Source organism: Pseudaminobacter sp. Soil_N_29 (genome assembly GCF_057656055.1).
The window spans coordinates 1,106,790-1,128,497 of sequence record NZ_JBDGLC010000001.1 but is presented as its reverse complement, the minus strand read 5'-3'; the positions used below and the strand labels follow the sequence as shown (position 1 = coordinate 1,128,497).

17 protein-coding genes and 1 riboswitch are annotated in these 21,708 nt (G+C 65.6%); of the genes, 11 read left to right on the top strand and 6 right to left on the bottom strand.

Translation table 11 applies throughout. From position 1 onward, the window contains the following. The first annotated feature begins 31 nt into the window (after nucleotides 1–31). Nucleotides 32–1,111 (top strand): ABC transporter ATP-binding protein, encoded by a 1,080-nt coding sequence (locus AC3A4H_RS05395; protein ID WP_487765747.1) that lies wholly within the window; start codon nucleotides 32–34, stop codon nucleotides 1,109–1,111. Nucleotides 1,112–1,250: 139 nt separating this feature from the next. On the opposite strand, the gene AC3A4H_RS05390 is transcribed toward AC3A4H_RS05395, so the two are convergent. Further along, nucleotides 1,251–2,309 (bottom strand): M14 family metallopeptidase, encoded by a 1,059-nt coding sequence (locus AC3A4H_RS05390; RefSeq protein ID WP_487765746.1) that lies wholly within the window; start codon nucleotides 2,307–2,309, stop codon nucleotides 1,251–1,253. A 115-nt stretch (nucleotides 2,310–2,424) separates the two neighbouring features. On the opposite strand from AC3A4H_RS05390, the gene AC3A4H_RS05385 reads away from it, so the two are divergent. Next, nucleotides 2,425–3,777 carry an amidase gene (locus tag AC3A4H_RS05385; RefSeq protein ID WP_487765745.1) on the top strand — a complete coding sequence of 451 codons (1,353 nt, stop codon included), beginning with the start codon at nucleotides 2,425–2,427 and terminating at the stop codon, nucleotides 3,775–3,777. 222 nt (nucleotides 3,778–3,999) lie between these two features. Here the strand turns inward: AC3A4H_RS05385 and AC3A4H_RS05380 are convergent, their stop codons facing one another. The 4 genes from AC3A4H_RS05380 to AC3A4H_RS05365 form a co-directional block, all read right to left on the bottom strand. Further along, a complete protein-coding gene (locus AC3A4H_RS05380; RefSeq protein WP_487765744.1) occupies nucleotides 4,000–4,974 on the bottom strand; it encodes a hydroxyacid dehydrogenase in 975 nt (324 codons plus the stop codon). 6 nt (nucleotides 4,975–4,980) lie between these two features. Next, a complete protein-coding gene (locus AC3A4H_RS05375; protein ID WP_487765743.1) occupies nucleotides 4,981–5,712 on the bottom strand; it encodes a FadR/GntR family transcriptional regulator in 732 nt (243 codons plus the stop codon). 2 nt (nucleotides 5,713–5,714) lie between these two features. After that, on the bottom strand, nucleotides 5,715–6,884 hold the full coding sequence (locus AC3A4H_RS05370; RefSeq protein ID WP_487765742.1) for a mandelate racemase/muconate lactonizing enzyme family protein: 1,170 nt from the start codon (nucleotides 6,882–6,884) through the stop codon (nucleotides 5,715–5,717). A 69-nt stretch (nucleotides 6,885–6,953) separates the two neighbouring features. Beyond that, on the bottom strand, nucleotides 6,954–7,841 hold the full coding sequence (locus AC3A4H_RS05365; protein ID WP_348779836.1) for a sugar phosphate isomerase/epimerase family protein: 888 nt from the start codon (nucleotides 7,839–7,841) through the stop codon (nucleotides 6,954–6,956). A gap of 379 nt (nucleotides 7,842–8,220) precedes the next feature. Here AC3A4H_RS05365 and AC3A4H_RS05360 point away from each other — a divergent pair, with 379 nt between their 5' ends. The 7 genes from AC3A4H_RS05360 (at nucleotide 8,221) to AC3A4H_RS05330 (ending at nucleotide 16,129) form a co-directional block, all read left to right on the top strand. Continuing rightward, the gene (locus AC3A4H_RS05360; RefSeq protein WP_487765741.1) at nucleotides 8,221–9,279 is read left to right on the top strand and encodes a sugar phosphate isomerase/epimerase family protein; all 1,059 of its coding nucleotides are present in this window, start codon (nucleotides 8,221–8,223) and stop codon (nucleotides 9,277–9,279) included. Between the two features lie 42 nt (nucleotides 9,280–9,321). After that, entirely contained in the window at nucleotides 9,322–10,491 is a 1,170-nt protein-coding gene (locus tag AC3A4H_RS05355) for a Gfo/Idh/MocA family protein (protein WP_487765740.1), read from the top strand. Between the two features lie 153 nt (nucleotides 10,492–10,644). After that, nucleotides 10,645–11,049: a Fur family transcriptional regulator gene (locus tag AC3A4H_RS05350; RefSeq protein WP_487765739.1), complete on the top strand. Its 405-nt coding sequence runs from the start codon at nucleotides 10,645–10,647 to the stop codon at nucleotides 11,047–11,049. A 94-nt stretch (nucleotides 11,050–11,143) separates the two neighbouring features. Then, nucleotides 11,144–11,350: riboswitch (cobalamin riboswitch) on the top strand. A 166-nt stretch (nucleotides 11,351–11,516) separates the two neighbouring features. Next, nucleotides 11,517–13,421: a TonB-dependent receptor domain-containing protein gene (locus tag AC3A4H_RS05345; RefSeq protein WP_487765738.1), complete on the top strand. Its 1,905-nt coding sequence runs from the start codon at nucleotides 11,517–11,519 to the stop codon at nucleotides 13,419–13,421. Between the two features lie 145 nt (nucleotides 13,422–13,566). Next, nucleotides 13,567–14,358, top strand: a complete 792-nt coding sequence (locus AC3A4H_RS05340) for an ABC transporter substrate-binding protein (protein ID WP_487765737.1) — start codon at nucleotides 13,567–13,569, stop codon at nucleotides 14,356–14,358. Next, entirely contained in the window at nucleotides 14,355–15,356 is a 1,002-nt protein-coding gene (locus tag AC3A4H_RS05335; protein WP_487765736.1) for a FecCD family ABC transporter permease, read from the top strand. Before AC3A4H_RS05340 ends, AC3A4H_RS05335 begins: the two co-directional genes overlap by 4 nt. Next, nucleotides 15,353–16,129: an ABC transporter ATP-binding protein gene (locus AC3A4H_RS05330; protein ID WP_487765735.1), complete on the top strand. Its 777-nt coding sequence runs from the start codon at nucleotides 15,353–15,355 to the stop codon at nucleotides 16,127–16,129. The genes AC3A4H_RS05335 and AC3A4H_RS05330 overlap by 4 nt, the downstream gene beginning before the upstream one ends. Nucleotides 16,130–16,198: 69 nt before the next feature. Here AC3A4H_RS05330 and polA read toward each other — a convergent pair whose 3' ends face one another. Then, nucleotides 16,199–19,162 (bottom strand): DNA polymerase I, encoded by a 2,964-nt coding sequence (polA, locus tag AC3A4H_RS05325; RefSeq protein WP_487765734.1) that lies wholly within the window; start codon nucleotides 19,160–19,162, stop codon nucleotides 16,199–16,201. A 418-nt stretch (nucleotides 19,163–19,580) separates the two neighbouring features. Between polA and AC3A4H_RS05320 the strand changes: the two genes are divergently transcribed. Further along, nucleotides 19,581–20,969 (top strand): M20/M25/M40 family metallo-hydrolase, encoded by a 1,389-nt coding sequence (locus tag AC3A4H_RS05320; RefSeq protein WP_487765733.1) that lies wholly within the window; start codon nucleotides 19,581–19,583, stop codon nucleotides 20,967–20,969. Nucleotides 20,970–20,985: 16 nt separating this feature from the next. After that, entirely contained in the window at nucleotides 20,986–21,603 is a 618-nt protein-coding gene (locus AC3A4H_RS05315) for a ribonuclease D (protein WP_487765732.1), read from the top strand. The last annotated feature ends 105 nt before the right edge of the window (nucleotides 21,604–21,708 follow it).

The window sequence follows — 21,708 nt, the reverse complement described above, 5'->3', positions numbered from 1 at the left end:
TGAACGATGTCGATCCGGAGAACACCTGACCATGGCCCATATCCGGCTCGAAAACATCGTCAAGAAATTCGGCGCCCATGTCGCACTGAAGGGCCTCGACCTCGAGATCGCCGATGGCGAGTTCTTCGTCCTGCTCGGCCAGACCGGGGCGGGCAAGACCACCACGCTGCGCGTCATCGCCGGGCTGGAAAAACCCGACGCGGGCAGGATCCTCATCGACGGCACCGATGTCGGCGCCTGGGGGGCGGCCGAGCGCGACGTGGCGCTGGTGCTGCAGCAATATTCGCTCTATCCGCGCTACACGGTGCGCGAAAACCTCGAGTTTCCACTCAAGCCGAAAATCCGCCGCCTCGACCAGGCCGAGATCGACGAGCGCGTGGCGCGCGTGGCCAAAACCTTGCGCATCGAGCACCTGCTCGACCGCAAGACCGACCGGCTCTCCGGCGGCGAGATGCAGCGCGTCTCCATCGGCCGCGCCATCGTGCGCCAGCCGCGCGTGTTCCTCATGGACGAGCCGCTGTCGGCGCTCGACGCCAAGCTGCGCGAGGCGCTGCGCACCGAACTGAAGAACCTGCAGGTCAATCTCGGCGCGACATTCCTGTTCGTCACCCACGACCAGATCGAGGCGATGTCGATGGGCGACAAGATCGGCGTGCTCAACGAGGGCCGCCTGGTGCAGACCGGCACGCCGCATGAGATCTACAACAACCCGCTCAACACTTTTGTTGCCCGTTCAGTCGGCTCGCCGCCCATGAACCTCCTCGACGGCGAGCTGCGCAGCGGCCGCGCTGTCATGTCGGAGCCGGGCTTTGCCTTGCCCTATGACGGCGCGGCCGCCCTTGCACCTGATGGGCGCGGCCTCACCTTCGGCATCCGCCCGGAGGACCTGCATCTGGAATCCGGCGCGCCGGTGGAGGCCAGGGTGCACGACGTGGAAAACCACGGCGTGGAAAAGATCCTCACACTGCGGGTGGGCAACGCCATGCTGCATGCCACCGTGCCCGCGCGCACCGACGTGGCGCTGGAGGAAGCGGTGCGCTTTGCCTGGAACCCCAGGAAAGTAGTGCTGTTCGACCGCGCCAGCGGTATCAGCCTGCGCCACGCCGGGTAGGTTCTCTACGACGAGCCAGGCGGCACGCGGTTCGAAAATCTGCCGGAGCAGGCATTTCCCGAAAGCCGAATTCCCCCGCTTTCGGTCTGTTCCGGGTTTGGCGCCCCGCGCGAAGGCCCCTCGCGCGGGGCTTTTTTGCCTAGTCCTCCAGCGCGCCGGACCGCGCATCGGCGCTGCGGGCCACGCCCACCAGCTTCACCAGGTCCTCGCCGGCGCGGATCGAGCGGGTGGCGCGGCGGGTCAGGATAAAGCCGTCCTGCGGCGCCAGCACTTCCACGCGGCCGCCTTCCTCGCCGGGTGCCGCCACGATGGTCGCCAGCCGCTGGCCGGCCTTCACCCGGTCGCCGGGCTTGACGTCGTAGAGGATCGCGCCGGCCGCCGGCGCGGGCATCATCTCGATATGGTCGATCGGCGCCACCTCGCCTTTGAACGCCTTCGGCGTCTCCACCGACTTGTCCTCGATCACGCCGCGCGCCACCAGAAGCCGGTAGAGCCCTTCGGCGTCGGCCTCGGCATGGCCGGCCTCCACGTCGAGAATGCCGCGATATTCCACAGTGGTCACGACGCGGCGCTCCAGCTTCGCCTCCGCGGCCGGCAGCTGCAGATAGGGGCGCAGCGCCGCCTCGTCGAAGGAGGCGCCGGAAGCGTCGCTCCACAGCACCACCGCGTCCACACCGATGCAGGCGGCGCAATCGGCCATGGCCGGCCACAGGTCGCTCTGGATGTAGAGATAGGGCAGGCCCTCGTCGTCGCAGTGCAGGTCCAGCACGATCTCGTGGCCGAGCGAGAGCTTGATCAGCCGTGCTTTAAGCTGCTCGTCGGCGTTCAGCGGCGTGTCGTCGCCCGGCAGCAGGCTGGCGTCCGGCCTGTCGATCAGTGGGAAGTCGCGGTTGAAGTTGGTGCGCGTGCCGAGATGGAAGCGCCCTTGCGTAGCGCCGAAGAACTGCTGCGCGCGGCCCACCGGGTTGGCGCGCGGCACGATGGTCAGGTTGCCGCGCACGCGGCCCTCGGCCTCTGCCTTGCGCAGCTTCGGCATCAGCGCGTCCACCGCCACCACGCCCGGCAGCTCGTCGCTGTGCAGTGCGGCCTGGATATAGGCGTTCGGCGCGTCCGGCGCCGAGCCCGCGATGCGGAAGACGGGAAATTCGTAAGTTACCCCGTCGCCATTGCCCCTGATCGTCTCGATCGTCTTCTGCATCGTGCTTTTCCTTGGTCCTGCGTTCGCCTTGACCGGATGCCCGAAAAATGGGAACCGGTTTCCCCAAAATGCCGTGGTTGGATAGCTGGATAGCGCCCCTTGGAAGGGAACGCCGATGCCTCTTTTAAACAGCCGCGCCGGAGCGAAGCAAGCTGGGGGAGCCATGCAGTCTAGCCGCGACCGTCTCGAAGCCGTCCTGGCGCGCCTGTCGGCCCGCGCCGGCGAGGAGCGCGTCTTCACCCGTGTCTATGCCGAGGCGGCACGTGTCGCGGCAGACGCCGCCGATGCCCGCCGCAGGGCCGGCGTGTCGCTGGGCGCGCTCGACGGCCGGCTCGTCTCGATCAAGGACTTGCTGGATGTCGCAGGCGAGCCCACCCTGGCCGGCTCGGCCATCCGCCGCGAAGCGCCGCCTGCCGCGCGCGACGCGCTCGTCGTCCAGCGCCTGCGCCGCGCCGGCGCCGTCATCGTCGGCAAGACGGCGATGACCGAATTCGCCTTCACCGCCGTCGGCACCAATCCGCATTTCGGCACGCCGGGCAATGCGGCCGATCCCGCCCGCATCCCCGGCGGTTCTTCCTCGGGTGCCGGCGTTTCCGCGGGCGAGGGCACCAGTGAGATCGCCATCGGCTCGGACACTGGCGGCTCCATCCGCATCCCGGCCGCGCTCAACGGCGTGGTCGGCTTCAAGCCCACCGCGCGGCGTGTGCCGCTCGATGGAGCGTTTCCGCTGTCCTCCACCCTGGATTCGCTCGGGCCGTTGGCCAAAAGCGTGACCGACTGCGCCTTGGCCGACGCCATCATGGCCGGCGAGGAGTTTTGCGCCCCGCGCGCCGTGCCGCTTGCAGGCCTGCGCATCGGCCTGCCGCGCGGGCGCCTGTTCGGGGACATGGAGCCTGCGGTCGACGCCGGCTTCCGGCACAGCCTGCACCTGCTGGAAACGGCCGGCGCCCGCCTGGCCGACCACGGCATAGACGATCTTGTCGACTCCATGATCGACGCCACACGGGGCGGCTCCATTGCCGGCATCGAGGCGGCCGCCGTGCATGCCGACTGGCTGGCCGATCCGGCTCTCGCGGCACAGGTCGATCCGCGCGTTGCCGAGACGCTGGCGCGCCGCGCCACAGTGCCTGCGGGCGCCTACATAAGGCTCATCGAGCGCCGCGCGGCGCTTGCCCGCGCCATGGACGAGCGCCTGGCGGAAATCGACGTGCTCGCACTGCCGACCACGCCCATCGTCGCCCCGCTCATCGCCTCGGTGGAAAACGATATCACGGCCCAGAACCGCACAGACGATCTCGTGCTGCGCAACCCGCAGGTCGCCAACCAGTTCGATCTCACCGCGATTTCGCTGCCCATGCCGGGCATGGAACTTCCCGGCGGGCTGATGATGTTTGCCCGCCACGGCCACGACCACCGCCTGCTCGCGATAGCGACTGCCGTGGAGGCGGCGCTGGGCAAGGCGGGATAGGGCGGGGCGCAAAAGGGGGGCTTGGCTTGCTGGCGACACACGGCAGCATTGGTCCCCAACCTGCCTCGGACTGCCGGTGGCGAGTCCGAGGCCTGGGTCCCCGGAACCTCCGCACGTCGCTTCGCGCGTGCTCCGGCCCGAGGACGACGGATTTGAGGCTTCCGTCATACCCTCACGTCGCTTCGCTCGTGCTTCGGCCCGAGGATGACGGATTGAGCGCCGCTACCCCGCAAACCGCCGCCGATAATGCTCCACCGCCTCGGGGTTGCGCAGGTTTATGGGCAGCTCGCCGGAGAGCACCCGCACCGCTTCTTGCGCCGCGCCCACCCCCATGCGCTCCATGCTTTCCTCGGTGATGCCGGCCATGTGCGGCGTCACGATCACGTTGGGAAACGAAAAATACGGGTGGTCGGCCGGCAGCGGCTGGGTGGCAAAGACGTCGAGGGCGGCACCGCCAATGCGCTCCTCGCGCAGCGCCTCGATCAGTGCTTCGTCGTCCACCACCGGCCCGCGCGCGACATTGATAAGCAGCGCGCCGGGCTTCATGCGGGCGATGCGGTCGCGGCTCATCAGGCCGGTGGTCTCCGGCGTCAGCGGGCAGCACAGCACGACAACGTCGCTTTGCTCGACAAGTTCGTCGAGGCCGACGAAGCGCGCCCCATCCGGCAGGCTCTTTTCGCTGCGGCTGGTGGCCAGAACGTCGAGGCCGAAGCCGTGCCGGGCGATGGAAAGGACGGCGTGGCCGACGCTGCCCATGCCGACGATGCCGATCGTGCGGCCGGCAAGCTCATTGGTGAGGTTGGCGTGTTCGCGGCCGGCAAGCCAGCCCCGCGTGCGCAGGTCGCGGTCCATGGCGCGAAAGCGGCGCAGCAGCGAAAGCGTGACGAAGATGACGTGCTCGGCCACCGAGCGGGCATTGACGCCCGGCACGTTTGCCACCAGCACGCCGGCTTGCGTGGCCGCCTCCACCGGAATCATGTCGAGCCCCGCGCCATGGCGGATCGCGGCGCGCAGTTTTGGCGCGTTGGAAAACAGAGCGACCGGCAAAGGGGCACGCACGATGACGATCTCGGCGTCGGCCGCCTCGCGGGTCAATGTGGCGTCATCGAGCGCCGAAGCGATCTTGAGTTCGCCGGCATCGGCGAGGATGGCGGTTGCCTTGGGGTGCAGCGGATGAGTTGAGAAGATCACCGCCACCCCGCGTCACTCCCGCCCGGCGCCGGTCGAGTGCCCGGTCTCTGCGGGCGCGCCGGCTTCGGTGCCGGCGATCAGGCCCTTCCAGTAGCTCTCCGCGCCCTGCAGATGCGCGCTCATCAGCGCCTGGGCGAGGTTGCCGTCGCGGCGCAGCAGCGCCTCGTAGATCTGGATGTGCTCGGCATGCGATTTGCGGCCGCGCTCCGGGTCGTTGAAATAGATCGGCAGGCGCTGCTCGCCCATGACGTAGTAGACGCTGCAGATCCGGTGGAAGACGCTGTTCTTGGTCGCCCGCACGATCTCGAGGTGGAAGTCGCGGTCCTGCTTGGCGAGATCCTCGCCAGCTTCGAGGCGCTCCTCGGATTCCTTCAGGATCTCGCGCAGCCGCTCGTAGTTTTCCTCCGTGGCGCGCGAGCAGGCGAGTTCGGCGGCCTTGATCTCGTGGATCTTGCGCAACTCCACCGTCTCGTAGATCTGGATCGGGTCGAGCGGCACGCCCGCCCTGGCGAACAGCGCCATGGCCTCCACGCTGGCCTGGCGGGTGGTGAGATAGATGCCGGACTTGGCGCGACGCTCCACGATGCGCATCGCCTCGAGGATGGCCAGCGCCTCGCGGATCTGGCCGCGGCTCACCGAAAAATGCTCGGCCAGCTCGCGTTCGGAAGGGGTGCGACCGGTCTCGGCGTCGGAGCAGGAAAACAGGTAGGCGGCAAGTTCCGCGAGCAGGTTGTTGTCTTTCATCGTCAGGCGCTCTGCTTGTGGGCCTCCAGGAACCGTTCGGAGACCGTGAACCCCAGACCGGGAGAATCGGGGATCGCAATCATACCCCCCTCGACCGTCACAGTCTCCTCGATCAGCTCGTGGATCATCGGATTCGCGCCCAGCGAATATTCGATGGTGAAGCTCGCCGGCGAGGCGGCGCAGACATGGAGCCCGGCGAAGAAACATGGCGCGCCGGCCCACAGGTGCGGCGCGAAGCGCAGGTTGAAGGCGCTGGCCAGCGTGCCGATCTTCATCGCCTCGCTTATGCCGCCGCAGAAGGCCGGGTCGGGCTGGAAGATGTCTGCCGATTTCAGCACCGCGAGGTCGCGGAAGGCATAGCGCGTTGCCTCGCTCTCGCCGGTGGCGATTGGCACGCTGGTCGCGGCGCGCAGCTCGGCCATGCCCGGCTTGTCGTCGGCGATAACCGGCTCCTCGAACCAGGCGATGTCGCAGTCGGCGACGAGGCTGGCGAAGCGCTTGGCCTCGGCCACGGTGTAGGTGCCGTGTGCGTCGACCATGATGTCGATGCCGGGGCCGAGCGCCTTGCGCGCGGCGCGCACGCGTTCAGCCGAGATGTGCGGCGCGCCGTCCATGGCGCCGACGCGCATCTTCACCGCCTTGAAGCCGCCGGCCTCGACATAGGATTTCAGCTGGTCGCCGATCATTTCGGCATTCGCCCAGCCGCCGGAGGCATAGGCCGGCATGCGCTCCAGCTTGCGACCGCCTAGCAGCTGCCAGACCGGCTTGCCGAGCGACTTGCCCAGAATGTCCCACAGTGCGATGTCGACCGCGCTGATCGCCGCGATGGAAAGGCCGCGCCGCGCCAGCTGCGGCATGGCGTGGCCGGCGGCGGCTGCGGTCTCGTGGCGCACGCCGTTGTAGAGCATTTCCCAGATGACGCCGATGTCGCCGGCATGCCGGCCGACGAGCTGCGGGGCGATCTCGTGGTTGAGCATGTGGACGAGCGCGCCATAGGTGCCTGCGCTGCCAGCCGCGTTCTTGCCTTCGCCCCAGCCGACGAGCCCGTCGCCGGTCTCGATGCGCAATATGGCGGCGTCGAAGGTCCGCACCTGACCGAAGTCGCTACGGTGTTGCCGGTCCGTCTGGATGGGCACGCGAACCCACCATGCCTGAACGTGTCTTATGCGCATCTCGCACCTCGGCCTTCCCGCCCTGGCGAGGCGGAAAGGCTTGAAAACGCCGGCAACTCCGGCTGGCCCTTACTTGATCAGCGGCAGGATGGTTTCCGCCGTAATGCGCATCTGGTCGGCATAAAAATCTTCGGTCAGCAGGCTCGAGCCGTGGTCCTGGATGAACTTCAGCTGCTCGGGCGGAATGTCGACCGGGTTGCGCTCCACCATGGTCGGATATTTGTTGGCGGGCGTGCGGTCGACCGGCGCGACAAATTCGTTGGTGACGGCACCTTCGTAGCCGATCTCCTTCAGCGTGCCGATGATCTGCGGCCAGTCGAGCTGGCCGAGGCCGGCGGCGAAGCGGTTGTTGTCGGCGACGTGGAAGTCGAACAGGCGCTTTCCGGCAAGGCGTATGGCGTCGTACATGTCCTCCTCCTCGATATTGAGGTGGAAGGCATCGAGGCAGACGCCGCATTCGGGGCTCACCGCGTCGGCCAGCGCCAGCGCCTGCGAGGCTCGGTTGAACAGATAGGTCTCGAAGCGGTTTAGCGGCTCGATGGCGATCCGCACGCCTTTCTTCTGTGCGTGGGCGAAGCACTCGCGGGTGGCGTCCACCACCCAGTTCCACTCTTCTTCCTCGGTGCCGTCGGGTGTCACCTTGCCCACGGTGGCCGGCACCAGCGTGACGATCTCGCCGTCGAGTTCGCTGACCATGGTGATGACGCTCTTGACGTAGTCGACCGAGCGGGCACGCTGGCCCTCGTCCCTGGCGGCCAGGTTGCGCTCGCCGAGCGTCAGCGTCACGGCGCCCCAGCAGCGGATGCCGTGCTCATTGAGAAGCGCGCGCGTTTCCTTGACGTCGTATTGCGCCGGCTCGCCGGAAATTTCGATGCTCTCGTAGCCGAACTTCTTGATCCGGGCCAAGGTCTTGCCCAGCGGTTCGGCGCGCATCCAGTTGTGCGTCGAAAGATGCATGGTCTTTCCCTTCAACAATTCGCCTGCAATCGGCTTCGCCGGGTGGCGAAGCGGTTCCTCCTCCCGCAAGGCGCGCCAGTTTCAACTGGTTCGACCAATTAGGTATATGCGGATTTCTAGACGATTTCGAACCTGCTCGCAAGAAGTGGTGCCATGCAGGCCAAATCCTAAGGTAATTCTTTGTAAAACAATGCTTTCTGGAGGCGTTCCGCTCGTGTGAAGCTGGCGCGGGCGGTAAACAGGCTGCTTGACCGGAAACTTCTATTTGGTATTACCAGAGAGATTGTTGATAGGTGAAGGCATCCGGGCGAACCGGCTGGCGGTTTGTTGTAGCCTTCCACCTGGATTCGGTGAGCGCTTGAGGAGAGGGAGCAGGAGCATGGCAAAGACGCTGAAAGGTCCCGGCATATTTCTGGCGCAGTTCGCCGGCGACGCCGCGCCGTTCAATTCATTGAAAAGCATTGCGGAATGGGCGGCCGAGCTCGGCTACAAGGGCGTGCAGATCCCGACCTGGGACGGGCGCCTGTTCGATCTCAGGAAGGCAGCGTCGTCCAAGGCCTATTGCGACGAGGTCAAGGGGATCTGCGCCGAGGCGGGCGTCGAGATCACCGAGTTGTCGACGCATTTGCAGGGCCAACTCGTCGCCGTGCATCCCGCCTATGACAGCCAGTTCGACGGGTTTGCGCCGGCAGAGGTCCACAACAACCCGAGCGCGCGCCAGAAATGGGCCGTCGAACAGATGATGTTCGGCGCCAAGGCCTCTGAGCATCTCGGGCTCAAGGCCTCGGTCAGCTTCTCCGGTGCGCTGGCCTTCCCTTACCTCTACCCCTGGCCGCAGCGGCCGGCGGGGCTGATCGAGGAGGCGTTCGGCGAACTCGGCAGGCGCTGGAAGCCTATCCTCGACGCCTATGAGGAGTCGGGCGTCGACCTCTGCTACGAGATCCATCCGGGCGAGGACGTGTTCGACGGAGCGACCTTCGAGATGTTCCTCGATGCCGTCGGCGGCCACAAGCGCTGCAACATCAATTACGACCCGTCGCATTTCCTGCTGCAGCAGCTCGACTATCTCGCCTTCATCGACATCTACCACGAACGCATCAAGGCGTTTCACGTCAAGGACGCCGAGTTCAATCCGGACGGGCGGCAGGGTGTCTATTCGGGCTACCAGGGCTGGGTGCAACGCGCCGGCCGCTTCCGCTCGCTCGGCGACGGGCAGGTCGATTTCTCGGGCATTTTCTCCAAGCTCGCTGCCTATGACTATGACAGCTGGGCGGTGCTGGAATGGGAGTGCTGCCTGAAGCATCCGGAAGTGGGTGCTGCCGAGGGCGCGCCCTTCATCGACAGCCATATCATCCGGGTGACGGAAAAGGCATTCGACGATTTTGCGGGCGGGGAAACGGACCGGGCGGCGCTGCGCAAGATGATGGGCATTGCCTGAAATCGAGACGAGACCGGACGAGCGAGGAGGGGAGGTTTCAAGATGACCATTGAGGGACGCAGCGAGCGCAGGGAAGGCCCGATCCGCTACGGCATGGTGGGCGGCGGGCAGGGTGCTTTCATAGGCGGGGTGCACCGCATCGCCGCTCGCCTCGACGGCGAATTCGAGCTGGTGGCCGGCGCGCTTTCGTCCGATCCCGAAAGGGCGAGAGCATCGGGCGCCGAACTCGGGCTTGATCCGGAGCGCAGCTATGGCTCGTTCCAGGAGATGGCCAAGACCGAGGCCAAGCGCCCGGACGGCATCGAGGCGGTGGCGATCGTGACGCCCAACCACATGCATTATCCGGCCGCCAAGGCGTTCCTGGAGGCGGGCATCCACGTCATCTCCGACAAGCCGCTGACCTCCAACCTGGCCGACGCCAGGAAGCTTGCCGCGCTGGTGGAAAAAACCGGCAAGGTCTTCGTCCTCACCCACAACTACACCGGCTATCCGATGATCCGGCAGGCCCGCGAGATGGTGCAGAATGGCCAGCTCGGCGAAATCCGTGTCGTGCAGGCCGAATATCCGCAGGACTGGCTGACCGAGAAGGCGGAGGATCATGGGTCCAAGCAGGCGGCTTGGCGCACCGACCCCAAGCAGTCGGGCGCCGGCGGCTCCACCGGCGATATCGGCACCCATGCCTACAATCTCGCCCGTTTCGTCACCGGGCTGGAGCTGGACAGTCTTTCGGCCGACCTCGACGCCTTCGTGCCCGGCCGCCAGCTCGACGACAATGCGCATGTCATGCTGCGCTTCAAGGGCGGGGCCAAGGGCATGCTGTGGGCAAGCCAGGTCGCGCCCGGTAACGAAAATGGCCTGAAACTCAGGGTCTACGGCACCAAAGGCGGCATCGAGTGGACGCAGAGCGACCCGAACTACCTTTGGCACACGCCCTTCGGCGAGCCCAAGCGGCTGCTGACCCGTGCCGGCGCGGGCGCCGGGCCGGCCGCAGCGCGGGTCACGCGCGTGCCGGCTGGGCACCCGGAGGGCTATCTGGAAGGCTTTGCCACCATCTATGCAGAGGCTGCCAAAGCGATCCGCGCCGCGCGCCGCAACGGCAATCCGGGCAACGACGTGCTCTACCCCACGGTGGAGGACGGCGTGGAAGGCGTGGCCTTCGTCGAAGCCTGCGTGAAGTCTTCCAAGAAGAACGCGGCCTGGACCAAACTCTGACGGAATTGGCTGGGGCTGCCCTCACCATTGCCACCGCCGGGCCCCGGCAGTGGCATTTTGCCCGGCCAATCGCTATGTGAGCTCTCAAAGGTGACAAACCCGGCAATTCGGGCCAAGTTTCGGTTGCAGGGTTTAGGAAGGGCGAGCGGCATCATGGCGGCAAGGGAAAAGCTGACGAAGAACCAGCTTCGCGTGCTCGAGAAACTCGAGGCTGCGAGCGGCCCGCTCAGCGCCTACATGCTGCTCGACCAACTGCGCGAGCAGGGTTTTCGTGCGCCGCTGCAGGTCTATCGCGCGCTCGATGGCCTGATGAATGCCGGCTTCGTCCACCGGCTGGAGAGCATGAATGCCTTCGTTGCATGTTCCGAGCCGCACGACCACAGCCACCGGCTGATCGCCTTCGCCATATGTGACAAGTGCGGTCAGGTCTCGGAGTTCTCCGACGAGATCATCGGCGAGCAGCTCGACGCCTGGATCGGTTCGACCGGCTTTGCGGCGAAGAGGGCTGTGATCGAATTTCGCGGCACCTGCGCCAAATGCGCGGCGTTGGCCGCATAGGCCGGCGCGCTCGCCTCAGGTGATGCGGCCGCGCGCCACCACCGGCCGGAAGCGACGAACTCTTCTGCTGTTGACCTTCGAACCCCGCGTGGCTACCAATCGATTCGGAATTGGTTCCGCTTCGCGGCGGATGAAAAGGGAACACGGTGAGACCTTCGGGTCGAAGCCGAGACTGCCCCCGCAACTGTAACCGGCGAGCTTTCCTTCAACCAAGCCACTAAGAGCGCAGCGCGCGATTGGGAAGGCGAAGGCGAAGCGTTGACCCGGAAGTCAGGAGACCTGCCTGTTCCGGTCACCCATGCTTGAATACGGGGTGTGTTCAGGCGCGGTCGTCCGTGGCGGTGACATTTGAAAAAAGTGTTGCCGCGCGCCCGGACGATTCTGACGGACCCAGTCCCGGACATCTCCGATCGGCGGCTCTGAGCTTGCATGCTGAACTCCCGCTTGCAGGTCGAATGGAGTGCTGAATGAAGAGACTGAATTTGCGCGCAAGTGTTCTTGCGCTCGCCGCAACCGGCTGTGCGGCAATCGTGTTCCCCCAGACCGCATCGGCCGAGCAGGTCGACGATGAAACCACGCTTCTGGAACGCATCGTCGTGACGACGCCGCTGAGACGAGAAAGCTCGCTGGTGGGGTCGACATCCTCCGTCACCGTGATCGATGCCAAGGAGATCGAGCAATCTGCCGCGCCGGACCTGCCGTCGCTGTTGAGGGCCCACACCGGCGTGTCCATCGTCTCCTATGGCGGTCAGGGAGCCGCGGCCAATATCCACATGCGTGGCATGTCGGCCAGCCAGACGCTGGTTCTCATCAACGGCGTGCGGGCAAGCGCGGCCACGACCGGAACCGCCTCGATCTTCAACATTCCGCTGAGCGCCATCGAGCGCATCGAAGTGGCCAAGGGGGCGCATTCGGCGCAATATGGCGCCGACGCCATGGGCGGCGTCGTCAACATCATCACCAGGCAGGGCGGCCCCTGCGCCGATGGCCGCGACGCCTGCGCCAGCGTAACGACCGGCATCACCCACCCTTGGGGCGGCTACGTTTCCGGCTACGCTCAAGGGCGTACCTCCAACGGGATGGACTACTCGGTCGGCGGCAGTATTCTCGGCACCCGCGGCTACGACTTCACCACGCCGCTCGCCTGGGACCACGAACCGGGCGACGAAGGCTTTCTCCAGGGCTCGTTGAACCTGTCGCTGTCGAAGGATTTCGATTGGGGCAGGCTCTACGCCGATGGCCTTTTTGCATCTGGCCGCAGCCAGTATGACAGCGCCTATCCCTACGACAACGAGGTTGATGCCAGCACCTTCGCCGGAAAGCTCGGCGCGCAGATCCTGCACGGGGACGACTGGTCCTCGACCGTCGAAGCAAGCTCGGGGCTCGACTACTCGACCAATTTCCGCAAGGGCGTGGCCGGCAGCACCAAATACGACACGCAGCGCCACGGCATATTTGCCTCGACGGAGAAAGGTTTCCAGACCGGCAGCGTGGCGCATATCCTGGCCGGGGGCTTCGAGGCCTATCGCGAGCACGTCGATTCCACGATTGACTACGCCGTCACTTCGCGCACGCTCGCCGCGGTTTTCAGCCAGTATTCGCTGGAATATGAGGCGCTTCGCGTCGACAGCGGCATTCGCTACGACCACAACGAACAGTTTGGCGGCGCGACGACCTACAATGTGGGTGCGAGTTACGACGTGCTTGCCGATCTGGTGCTGCGCGCATCCTTTGCCACCGGCTTCCGGGCGCCGACCTTCAACGAGCTGTACTATCCGGGCTTTTCCAATCCGAACCTGAAGCCGGAGAAGTCGCGCTCCTATGAGGTCGGGCTGAACTGGCAGGCGGCCGCCGGCACCAGCCTGGACCTCGCCTTTTACCAGACCTGGGTGACCGACGCGATCGCCTCCTTTGCGCCGAGCTACACGCCCGAGAACGTAGCCCGCGCCCGCATCACTGGGTTCGAGGCGGCGCTGGCCCACCAGTTCAGCGAGGAATGGAGCGGCAAGACGACACTCGACATCCGCCAGCCGCTGAACCAGGACACCGGCAACTATCTTCCCTACCGCGACCTCTTCAAGGCTACCGCCGAGCTGAACTACAGCCCGACGGAAGCGCTCAACCTTTCGGCCAGGCTGCTCTATGGCGCGGCGCGCTACGCCGATGCCGCAAACACGGGGAAGCTGGCGGACTATGTGACGGTGGATTTCACGGCGCTCTATGCGCTGGATTCACAATCCCAGCTCAAGTTGTCGGTCGAGAACGTCTTCGACGAGCAATATTTGACCGCCGCGGATGGTGTTCCGCCATATTCTCAGGGATATCTCGCGCCGGGGCGTACAATCGGGTTGAGCTTCACTCGAAACTTCTGAGTTTGAAGCTGGCCCGGCACAACGGGCTCTCGTTTGAAGGCACGCGATGGGACTGGCTGAAGGGACAAGGCGGAGAGCGATGACCGCGGCGGGATACTCCATGCGTGGGGTGGGCGTAGCAATCGCTATCGCATCAGCGACCTCCGTGCCGGTCTTCGCGGCGCAGCCGCCCCACCGCGTGGTTTCGCTGAATGTCTGCACCGATCAGCTCGCCATGCTGATCGCGGGCCAGGGGCAGCTCTATTCGGTGTCCAATCTGGCGACGGATCCGACCGCATCGGTGCTGGCCGATGCGGCCGCGAGCTATGTGGTCAATCACGGCCTGGCCGAGGAAATCTTCCTGATGTCGCCGGACCTCATTGTGGCGGGCACCTATACCACCCGGACGACTGTCGATCTGTTGCGCCGGCTCGGACTGCGCGTGGAGGAGTTCGCGCCGGCGGACTCCTTCGAAGATATTCGCGCGCAAATCGCCCGCATGGGCGAGATGCTGGGGCAACAGGAAAAGGCCGCGGCGCTGGTTTCCGGTATGGATGCGGAACTGGCGCGCCTCCGCGCGCAGCCTGCATCAAACCGCTCGATCGCGCTTTACTACACCGACGGCTACACCTCCGGCGCCGGCACGCTGGTGGATGAAACGGTGCGCGCGGCGGGCCTCCGGAACATTGCCGACAGGCTGGGGATGGCCGGCACCACCAAGCTGCCGCTGGAGTTGCTGGCACTCGAAAACCCGGACCTGGTTGTCACCAGTCAGGAGCAATACGGCGCGCCGGCGCTGGCGGGGCAGGGCTATGTCCACCCCGCCTTCAAGGCGCTGACGGCTGGAAAGAAGGCAGTCAACGTCCCGGCCAAATACACGATCTGCGGGGCGCCTTTCACGCTGGAAGCGGTGCGCATCATGAGAGAAGCGGCGCGAACCGTGGAGGGGACCAGATGAGCGAGACCGCGCGCTTTCGGCTGCTTTTCTTCCTGCTTGGCTTAGCCGTGCTGCTGCTGTTTGGCCTCTCGCTCACGGTCGGTCCGGCGGCAATCGGCTTCGGCGAAAGCATTGCTGCGCTGTTTTCCGACAAGGCCGAGCCGATGGCGCTGATCATGCAGGAAATCCGCCTGCCGCGCGCGGTCCTCGGCCTGATGATCGGCGCCACGCTCGGGCTCTCCGGTGCGGTGCTGCAGGGCTATCTGCGCAATCCGCTGGCGGAGCCCGCGCTGCTCGGCGTCAGCGCTTCGGCTTCGCTGGGCGCGGTGATCGCGATCTATACCGGCTTCTCCGCCGTTTTCCGGCTTGGCCTGCCGCTGGCCGCCTTGGCCGGCGCGGTGGTCGCGGTCGTGGTGGTGCAAGCCATGGCGGGCATGCGCGGCGGCGCCTTGACGGTCATCCTCGCCGGCGTGGCGGTGTCGAGCTTTGCCGCTTCCATGACCTCGCTGGCGCTTAACCTGTCGCCCAATCCCTTCGCCGCGGTCGAAATCATGTTCTGGATGCTGGGCTCGCTCGCCGACCGTTCGATGACGCATGTCTGGCTCGCCGGCCCCTTCATTGTGGCCGGCTGGGCGATGCTGGCAAGCGTGGGGCGCTCGCTCGATACGCTGACGCTCGGCAGAGATGCCGCCGCCAGCATGGGGGTCAATCTGCGCCGGGTGCAGTTGCTGGCCGTGCTAGGCACGGCCGCTTCCGTGGGGGCGGCTACCGCCGTGGCGGGCGCCATCGGCTTCGTCGGCCTCGTGGTGCCGCATTTGTTGCGGCCGCTGGTCGGGGCGCGACCGTCGCACCTCTTGCCCGCGAGCGCGCTGGGCGGCGCCTGCGTGCTGCTCGCCGCCGATATCCTGGTGCGTGTCATCACGCCGGAAAAAGACCTGAAGCTCGGCGTGCTCACGGCCATCGTCGGCGCGCCGTTCTTCCTCTGGCTCGTCTACCGCACGCGGAGGACACTGCTGTGAGCCTGCTGTTGGTGGAAAATCTGCACGCTTCGCTTGGGCGCAGAACGGTGCTGAACGGCATTTCCTTGCGCGTCGGCGAAGGTGAGTTCGTGGGCCTGATCGGCCCCAACGGTGCGGGCAAGTCTACGCTGCTTCGCGCGGCTCTCGGGCTCATCACGGCGCAGGGGAAAGTCACGATTGCCGGGCAAGACGCCGCCACGATGACCGCGCGGGAGCGGGCGCGCCGCATCGCCTATCTGCCGCAGGAGCGCGAGATCGGCTGGCCCGTTTCCGTCGAGACCGTGGTTTCGCTCGGCAGGGCGCCACACCGGCCGGCCTTTGCCGGCCTCGACGCCACCGACAGGGCGCAGATCGAAGAAGCGATCCGGCGCATGGAACTGGAAGCGTTTCGCCATCGCACGGCGACCGAGCTTTCGGGCGGCGAGAAGGCGCGGGTGCTGATCGCGAGGGCGCTGGCGCAGGATGCGCCGCTCCTGCTTGCCGACGAGCCGACGGCCGGGCTCGACCCCTCGCACCAGATTGCGTTGATGCGGCTGTTTGCCGAGCTTGCCGGGGAAGGGCGCGGGGTGGTCGCGTCGCTGCACGATCTCAGCCTCGCTGCGCGCTGGTGCACGCGCCTGATCCTGCTCGACAAAGGCGCCATCATCGCTGATGGAACGCCCGGGGAGGTGTTGACGCGGGAGCGCCTGCGCGCGGTTTACGGCGTCGAAGCCCATCTCTCAGAGGCCGCCGGTGGAATGCTGGTCGTGCCTCTGGACACGGCCGCGAGGTGACGCGAGCCGCCGCCGGGCATGGCAACCGGCGGGGGCTGACGATTCACGGGGCCGTTGAGATGACGAGGCTCAGTGCGCCTCGTCCCAGTTGTTTGCGGCCCGGGCCTCGACCTGCAGCGGTACCTTAAGCGCCACGGCCGGCATGGCCGCGCTCTCCATTACGGTGCGCACCACCGGCAGCGTCGCCTCCACCTCGGCCTCCGGCACCTCGAAGATCAGCTCGTCATGCACCTGCAGCAGCATGCGAGCGCCAAGGCCGGCTTCCGGCAGCGCCGTTTCCATTCGCACCATGGCGCGGCGGATGATGTCGGCGGCCGATCCCTGGATCGGCGCGTTGATCGCCGCGCGCTCGTTGAAGGAACGTATCTGCGGGTTGGATGCGCGGATCTCCGGATAGTGCGCCCGCCGCCCGAAGATGGTCTCGACATAGCCCTTGTCGCGGGCGAATGCCTTGGTGCTCTCCATATAGTCGCGAATGCCGGGGAAACGCTCGAAATAGCGCTTGATGTACTCGCCTGCTTCCTCGCGCGGGATGGAAAGCTGGTTGGCAAGACCGAAGGCCGAGATGCCGTAGATGATGCCGAAATTGATCGCCTTGGCGCGGCGGCGCACCTCTGGCGGCATGCCGGCCACGGGCACGCCGAACATTTCCGACGCGGTCATGGCATGGATGTCGATGCCGTCGGAGAAGGCCTGCCTGAGCTGCGGAATTTCGGCGACGTGCGCAAGCACGCGCAGTTCGATCTGGCTGTAGTCCGCCGACACCAGCTTGTTGCCCTTGTCGGCAATGAAAGCGGTGCGGATCCGCCGCCCTTCGGCCGTGCGGATCGGAATGTTCTGCAGGTTGGGCTCGGACGACGACAGCCGGCCGGTGGTGGTGGCTGCCAGCGCATAGGAGGTGTGTACGCGCTTGGTCTCCGGGTGGATGTATCCCGGCAAGGCGTCGGTGTAGGTCGATTTCAGCTTGGTAAGCTGGCGCCAGTCGACGATCTTGCGCGGCAGCTCGTGGCCGGCGGCAGCCAGGTCTTCCAGAACCTGGGCCGAGGTCGACCATTGGCCGGTCTTGGTCTTGGAACCGCCAGGCAGGCCCATCTTGCCGAACAGTATGTCGCCGAGCTGCTTGGGCGAGCCGATGTTCAGCTTCTCGCCGGCTAGGCGGTAGATTTCGTCCTCCAGCGCCGCCGCGCCCTGCGCCAGTTCGCCCGAAAGCCGGCTCAGGATCTGGCGATCGACGGAAATGCCTCGCTGCTCCATCTGCGCCAGCACGGGCACCAGAGGTCGCTCCAGTCGCTCGTAGACCGAGACCACGCCCTTTGCCGCCAGGCGCGGCTTCAGCACGCGCCAGAGGCGCAGGGTCACGTCGGCATGCTCGCCGCCGTAGCGGGTGGCCTTTTCGATGTCGACGAGATCGAACGACGTCGTCGACCTGCCGCTGCCCGCCACTTCCTTGTGGGCAATGGTCTTGTGGCCAAGCCAGCGTTCGGCAAGCGCGTCCCTGCCATGGCCGCCCGCGCCGGCTTCGAGCGCGTAGGAAATCAGCATCGTGTCGTCATAGGGCGCGATGTCGATGCCGTGCCGGTTCATTACGACGAGGTCGTATTTCACGTCGTGGCCGATCTTCAGGACGGCCGGATTCTCCAGCAGCGGCTTGATGAGCGCCAATGCGTCGCGGATGTCGATCTGGTTGTCTACCAGGCCGCCGCCGAGCAGGTCGCCCTCGCCGTTCTTGTGGTTGAGCGGCACATAGGCGGCGCGGCCGGAGCGCGTGGCGAGTGAAAGCCCGCACAGTTCGGCAAGCATCGGGTCGAGCGAGGTCGTCTCGGTGTTGAAGGCCGCCACGCCGGCCTCGGTGGCCTCTGCCGCCCAGTCGGCCAGGGTCTGCAGGTCGCGTATGCAGACATAGGCGTCGGGATTTATCTTTTCGGCGACTGCCGCATGGGCGCGCGCCTCGGCAAGTGCGGCAGGAGAAAGCCCTTCCGCGCGCGCCGCAGTCGTTTCCGAGGAAGGTGCTGTCGCCGCGGCGCCCGCTTCGGCTGCAGGCGCGGTCGTGGAAACAGGCGCGAGGCCGAGATCCAGGTCCGGCCCATGCGCCTCCTTCCCCCATTGCACGACCACACGCGCCGGCTCGATTTCGGAAGGCTCGGCGCCGGTGGCTTCGGCCACGCGACGGGTCAGCGACGAAAACTCCATCGCCTTGAGGAAGGAGATCAGCTTGGGGCCGTTCGGCGGCTGGAGAAGAAATTCGCTCAGCTCTTCCTTCACCGGCACGTCGTTCTTGAGCGTGACCAGTTCGCGCGAGATGCGCGCCTTGTCGGCGTTCTCGATGATCGACTGCCGACGCTTGTCCTGCTTGATCTCGCCGGCGCGTGCCAGCAGCGTATCGAGGTCGCCGAACTGTTCGAGCAGTTGCGCCGCGGTTTTCGGGCCGATGCCCGGCACCCCGGGCACGTTGTCGACGGAGTCGCCGGTCAGCGCCTGCAGGTCGATCATCTTTTCGGGCGGCACGCCCCATTTCTCGACGACCTCGGGCACGCCGATATGGCGATCCTTCATCGGGTCGTACATGGCGACCGAGGGCCCGACGAGCTGCATCAGGTCCTTGTCGGACGAAACGATGGTGGTGTCGCCGCCGGCCTCGCAGGCGAGCCGCGCATAGGTCGCGATGAGGTCGTCGGCTTCATAGCCCTGCATTTCCAGGCACGGCACGTCGAAGGCTCGCGTTGCCTGGCGGATCAGGCCGAACTGCGGAACGAGGTCTTCTGGCGGTGCCGAGCGGTTGGCCTTGTAGTGCTCGTAGACGTCGTTGCGGAACGTCTTCGACGAATGGTCGAAGATCACCGCGAAATGCGTCGGCACGGTGCCGGCTTCGGTGTCGCGGGCGTCTTTCATCAGCTTCCACAGCATGTTGCAGAAGCCGGAAACCGCACCGACCGGAAGGCTGTCCGACTTGCGCGTCAGCGGAGGCAGCGCGTGATAGGCGCGGAAGATGTATCCGGAGCCGTCGATGAGGAAGAGGTGGTCGCCTTTTTTCATGGGCTAGCCCTATCGTGGAGGTCGTGAACTGTCCATTGCAAAGCTCGGGAAAGGCACTGCGTCCTGCCGTTTCCTGACGGCACTTTGGCGATCACGGTTATGTTACGAAAGTGTAATGTGGGCGCCCTTGAATTGCCATCTTGAGCGCTCCAAATACCCGTCATCGGCAATCTTAGCCGAGTCCGGATAAGGCCCGTCCCCCGCCTGGACCGGACGTTGCGGCAGCCTAATCCCCCCTCTCCGGGCTGCCGCACCCTTTTTTGAAGTCGCCGCCGTGGTTCCCCTCCACCACGGCGGCATTTTTTTGGCCTCCGGGATGGAGCGCCACGATCGCGGCGATCATGGGTTGCCAACGGGCTTTCCATCAGCAGGTGCGTTGCTCTAGGGTGGCCTCCGCAGAATCGAAAGGCCATGAAGAATGCTCGCCATCGCACCCGTTCTCGATCAAATCGACGCCAATCTCGACCAGAGCCTGGAGCGCTTGTACGAACTGCTCCGCATCCGGTCGATCTCCACTGATCCGGCTTTCGCCGCGGATTGCCGCAAGGCGGCCGAGTGGCTGGTGGCAGACCTGAAGTCGATCGGCTTCGAAGCGAGCGTGCGCGACACCCCCGGCCATCCGATGGTGGTGGCTCACCACGAAGGCCCGTCGGCAGATGCGCCTCATGTTCTGTTCTACGGCCACTATGACGTACAGCCGGTGGATCCCCTCAATCTGTGGGAAGACGATCCGTTCGATCCGAAGCTGAAGGAGCTCAGCCCGGGCCGCAAGGTCATCACCGGCCGCGGCTCCTCCGACGACAAGGGCCAGCTGATGCTTTTCGTCGAGGCCTGCCGCGCCTACAAGCAGGTGCACGGCAAGCTGCCCTGCAAGGTCAGCATCCTGTTCGAGGGCGAGGAGGAATCGGGCTCGCCGTCGCTGAAGCCGTTTCTCGAAGCCAACGCGGCCGAGCTCAAGGCCGACTTCGCCATGGTTTGCGACACCGGCATGTGGGATCGCACCACGCCAGCTCTTTGCGTCGGCCTGCGCGGCCTCGTCGGCGAGGAAATCGTGGTGCACGCGGCCAATCGCGACCTCCATTCGGGCGAGTTCGGCGGCGCGGCGGCCAACCCCATCCGCATCCTTGCCAAGGTGCTGGCCGACATGCACGACGATACCGGCCGCGTGACCATTCCCGGCTTCTATGAGGGCGTGGAGGAAACGCCTTCGCAAATTCTCAAGTCGTGGGACTCGCTGGGCGAGACCACGGAGAACTTCCTTGGCGAAGTCGGCCTGTCCATTCCCTCGGGCGAGAAGGGCCGGTCGGTCCTCGAATTGACCTGGGCGCGGCCGACGGCCGAGTTCAACGGCATCACCGGCGGCTACACGGGCGAGGGCTTCAAGACGGTGATCGCGGCCAAGGCCTCGGCAAAGGTCTCGTGCCGGCTGGTGCACAAGCAGGACCCCGACAAGATCCGTGCCGCGCTCCGCGACTTCGTGCGCGCGCGCATCCCGGCCGACTGCTCGGTCGAGTTCCACGAGCATGGTGGCTCGCCGGCCATCCAGCTTTCCTATGACTCGCCGTTCCTCATCAAGGCCAAGCAGGCGCTGTCCGACGAGTGGGAGAAACCGGCCGTTATGATCGCCATGGGCGGGTCCATTCCCATCGTCGGCGATTTCCAGAACTTCCTTGGCATGGAATCGCTTCTGGCCGGCTTTGCACTGGTGGACGACCGCATCCACTCGCCGAACGAGAAATACGACCTGTCGTCGTTCCACAAGGGACAGCGCTCCTGGGCGCGGATTCTCGACGCGTTGACCCGCTGATTTTGAAAGAACCAAGATGACCATCCGCTTCCACAAGAACGACCTGCCGGACCTGTCCCACTACAATGTCGACGCGATTGCCATCGACACCGAGACGCTGGGCCTCAACCCGCATCGCGACCGGCTCTGCGTGGTGCAGATCTCACCGGGCGATGGCTCGGCGGATGTCATCCAGATCGAGCGCGGGCAGAAGACCGCGCCCAACCTCGTCAAGCTGCTTGGCGACAACGGCATCACCAAGCTGTTCCACTACGGCCGTTTCGATCTGGCCGTGTTGTTCAATGCGTTCGGCGTGATGCCGGAGCCGGTCTTCTGCACCAAGATCGCTTCACGGCTGACCCGCACCTACACCGACCGTCACGGGCTAAAGGACATCTGCTCCGAATTGCTGGGCGTCAGCCTGTCGAAGGTGCAGCAATCGTCCGATTGGGCGGCAGAAACGCTGTCCCCGGAGCAGATTGAATATGCGGCCTCGGACGTTTTGTACTTGCATCGTCTGCGCGATGTGCTGGTGGCCAGATTGCAGCGCGAAGGCCGCACGGCTGTGGCCGAAGCCTGTTTCCGCTTCCTGCCGGCGCGGGCAAGGCTCGATCTGATGGGCTGGGAAGAGGCGGATATTTTCGCCCATAGCTGAGTTCTTCTCAGCTTTTCTCAGGGCCAGATTCCAAACTATCGGTCGCGATCATGCCGGCGGCATAGGATCGATAAAATTTGGAACAAAAACGAGACAAGGAGATTA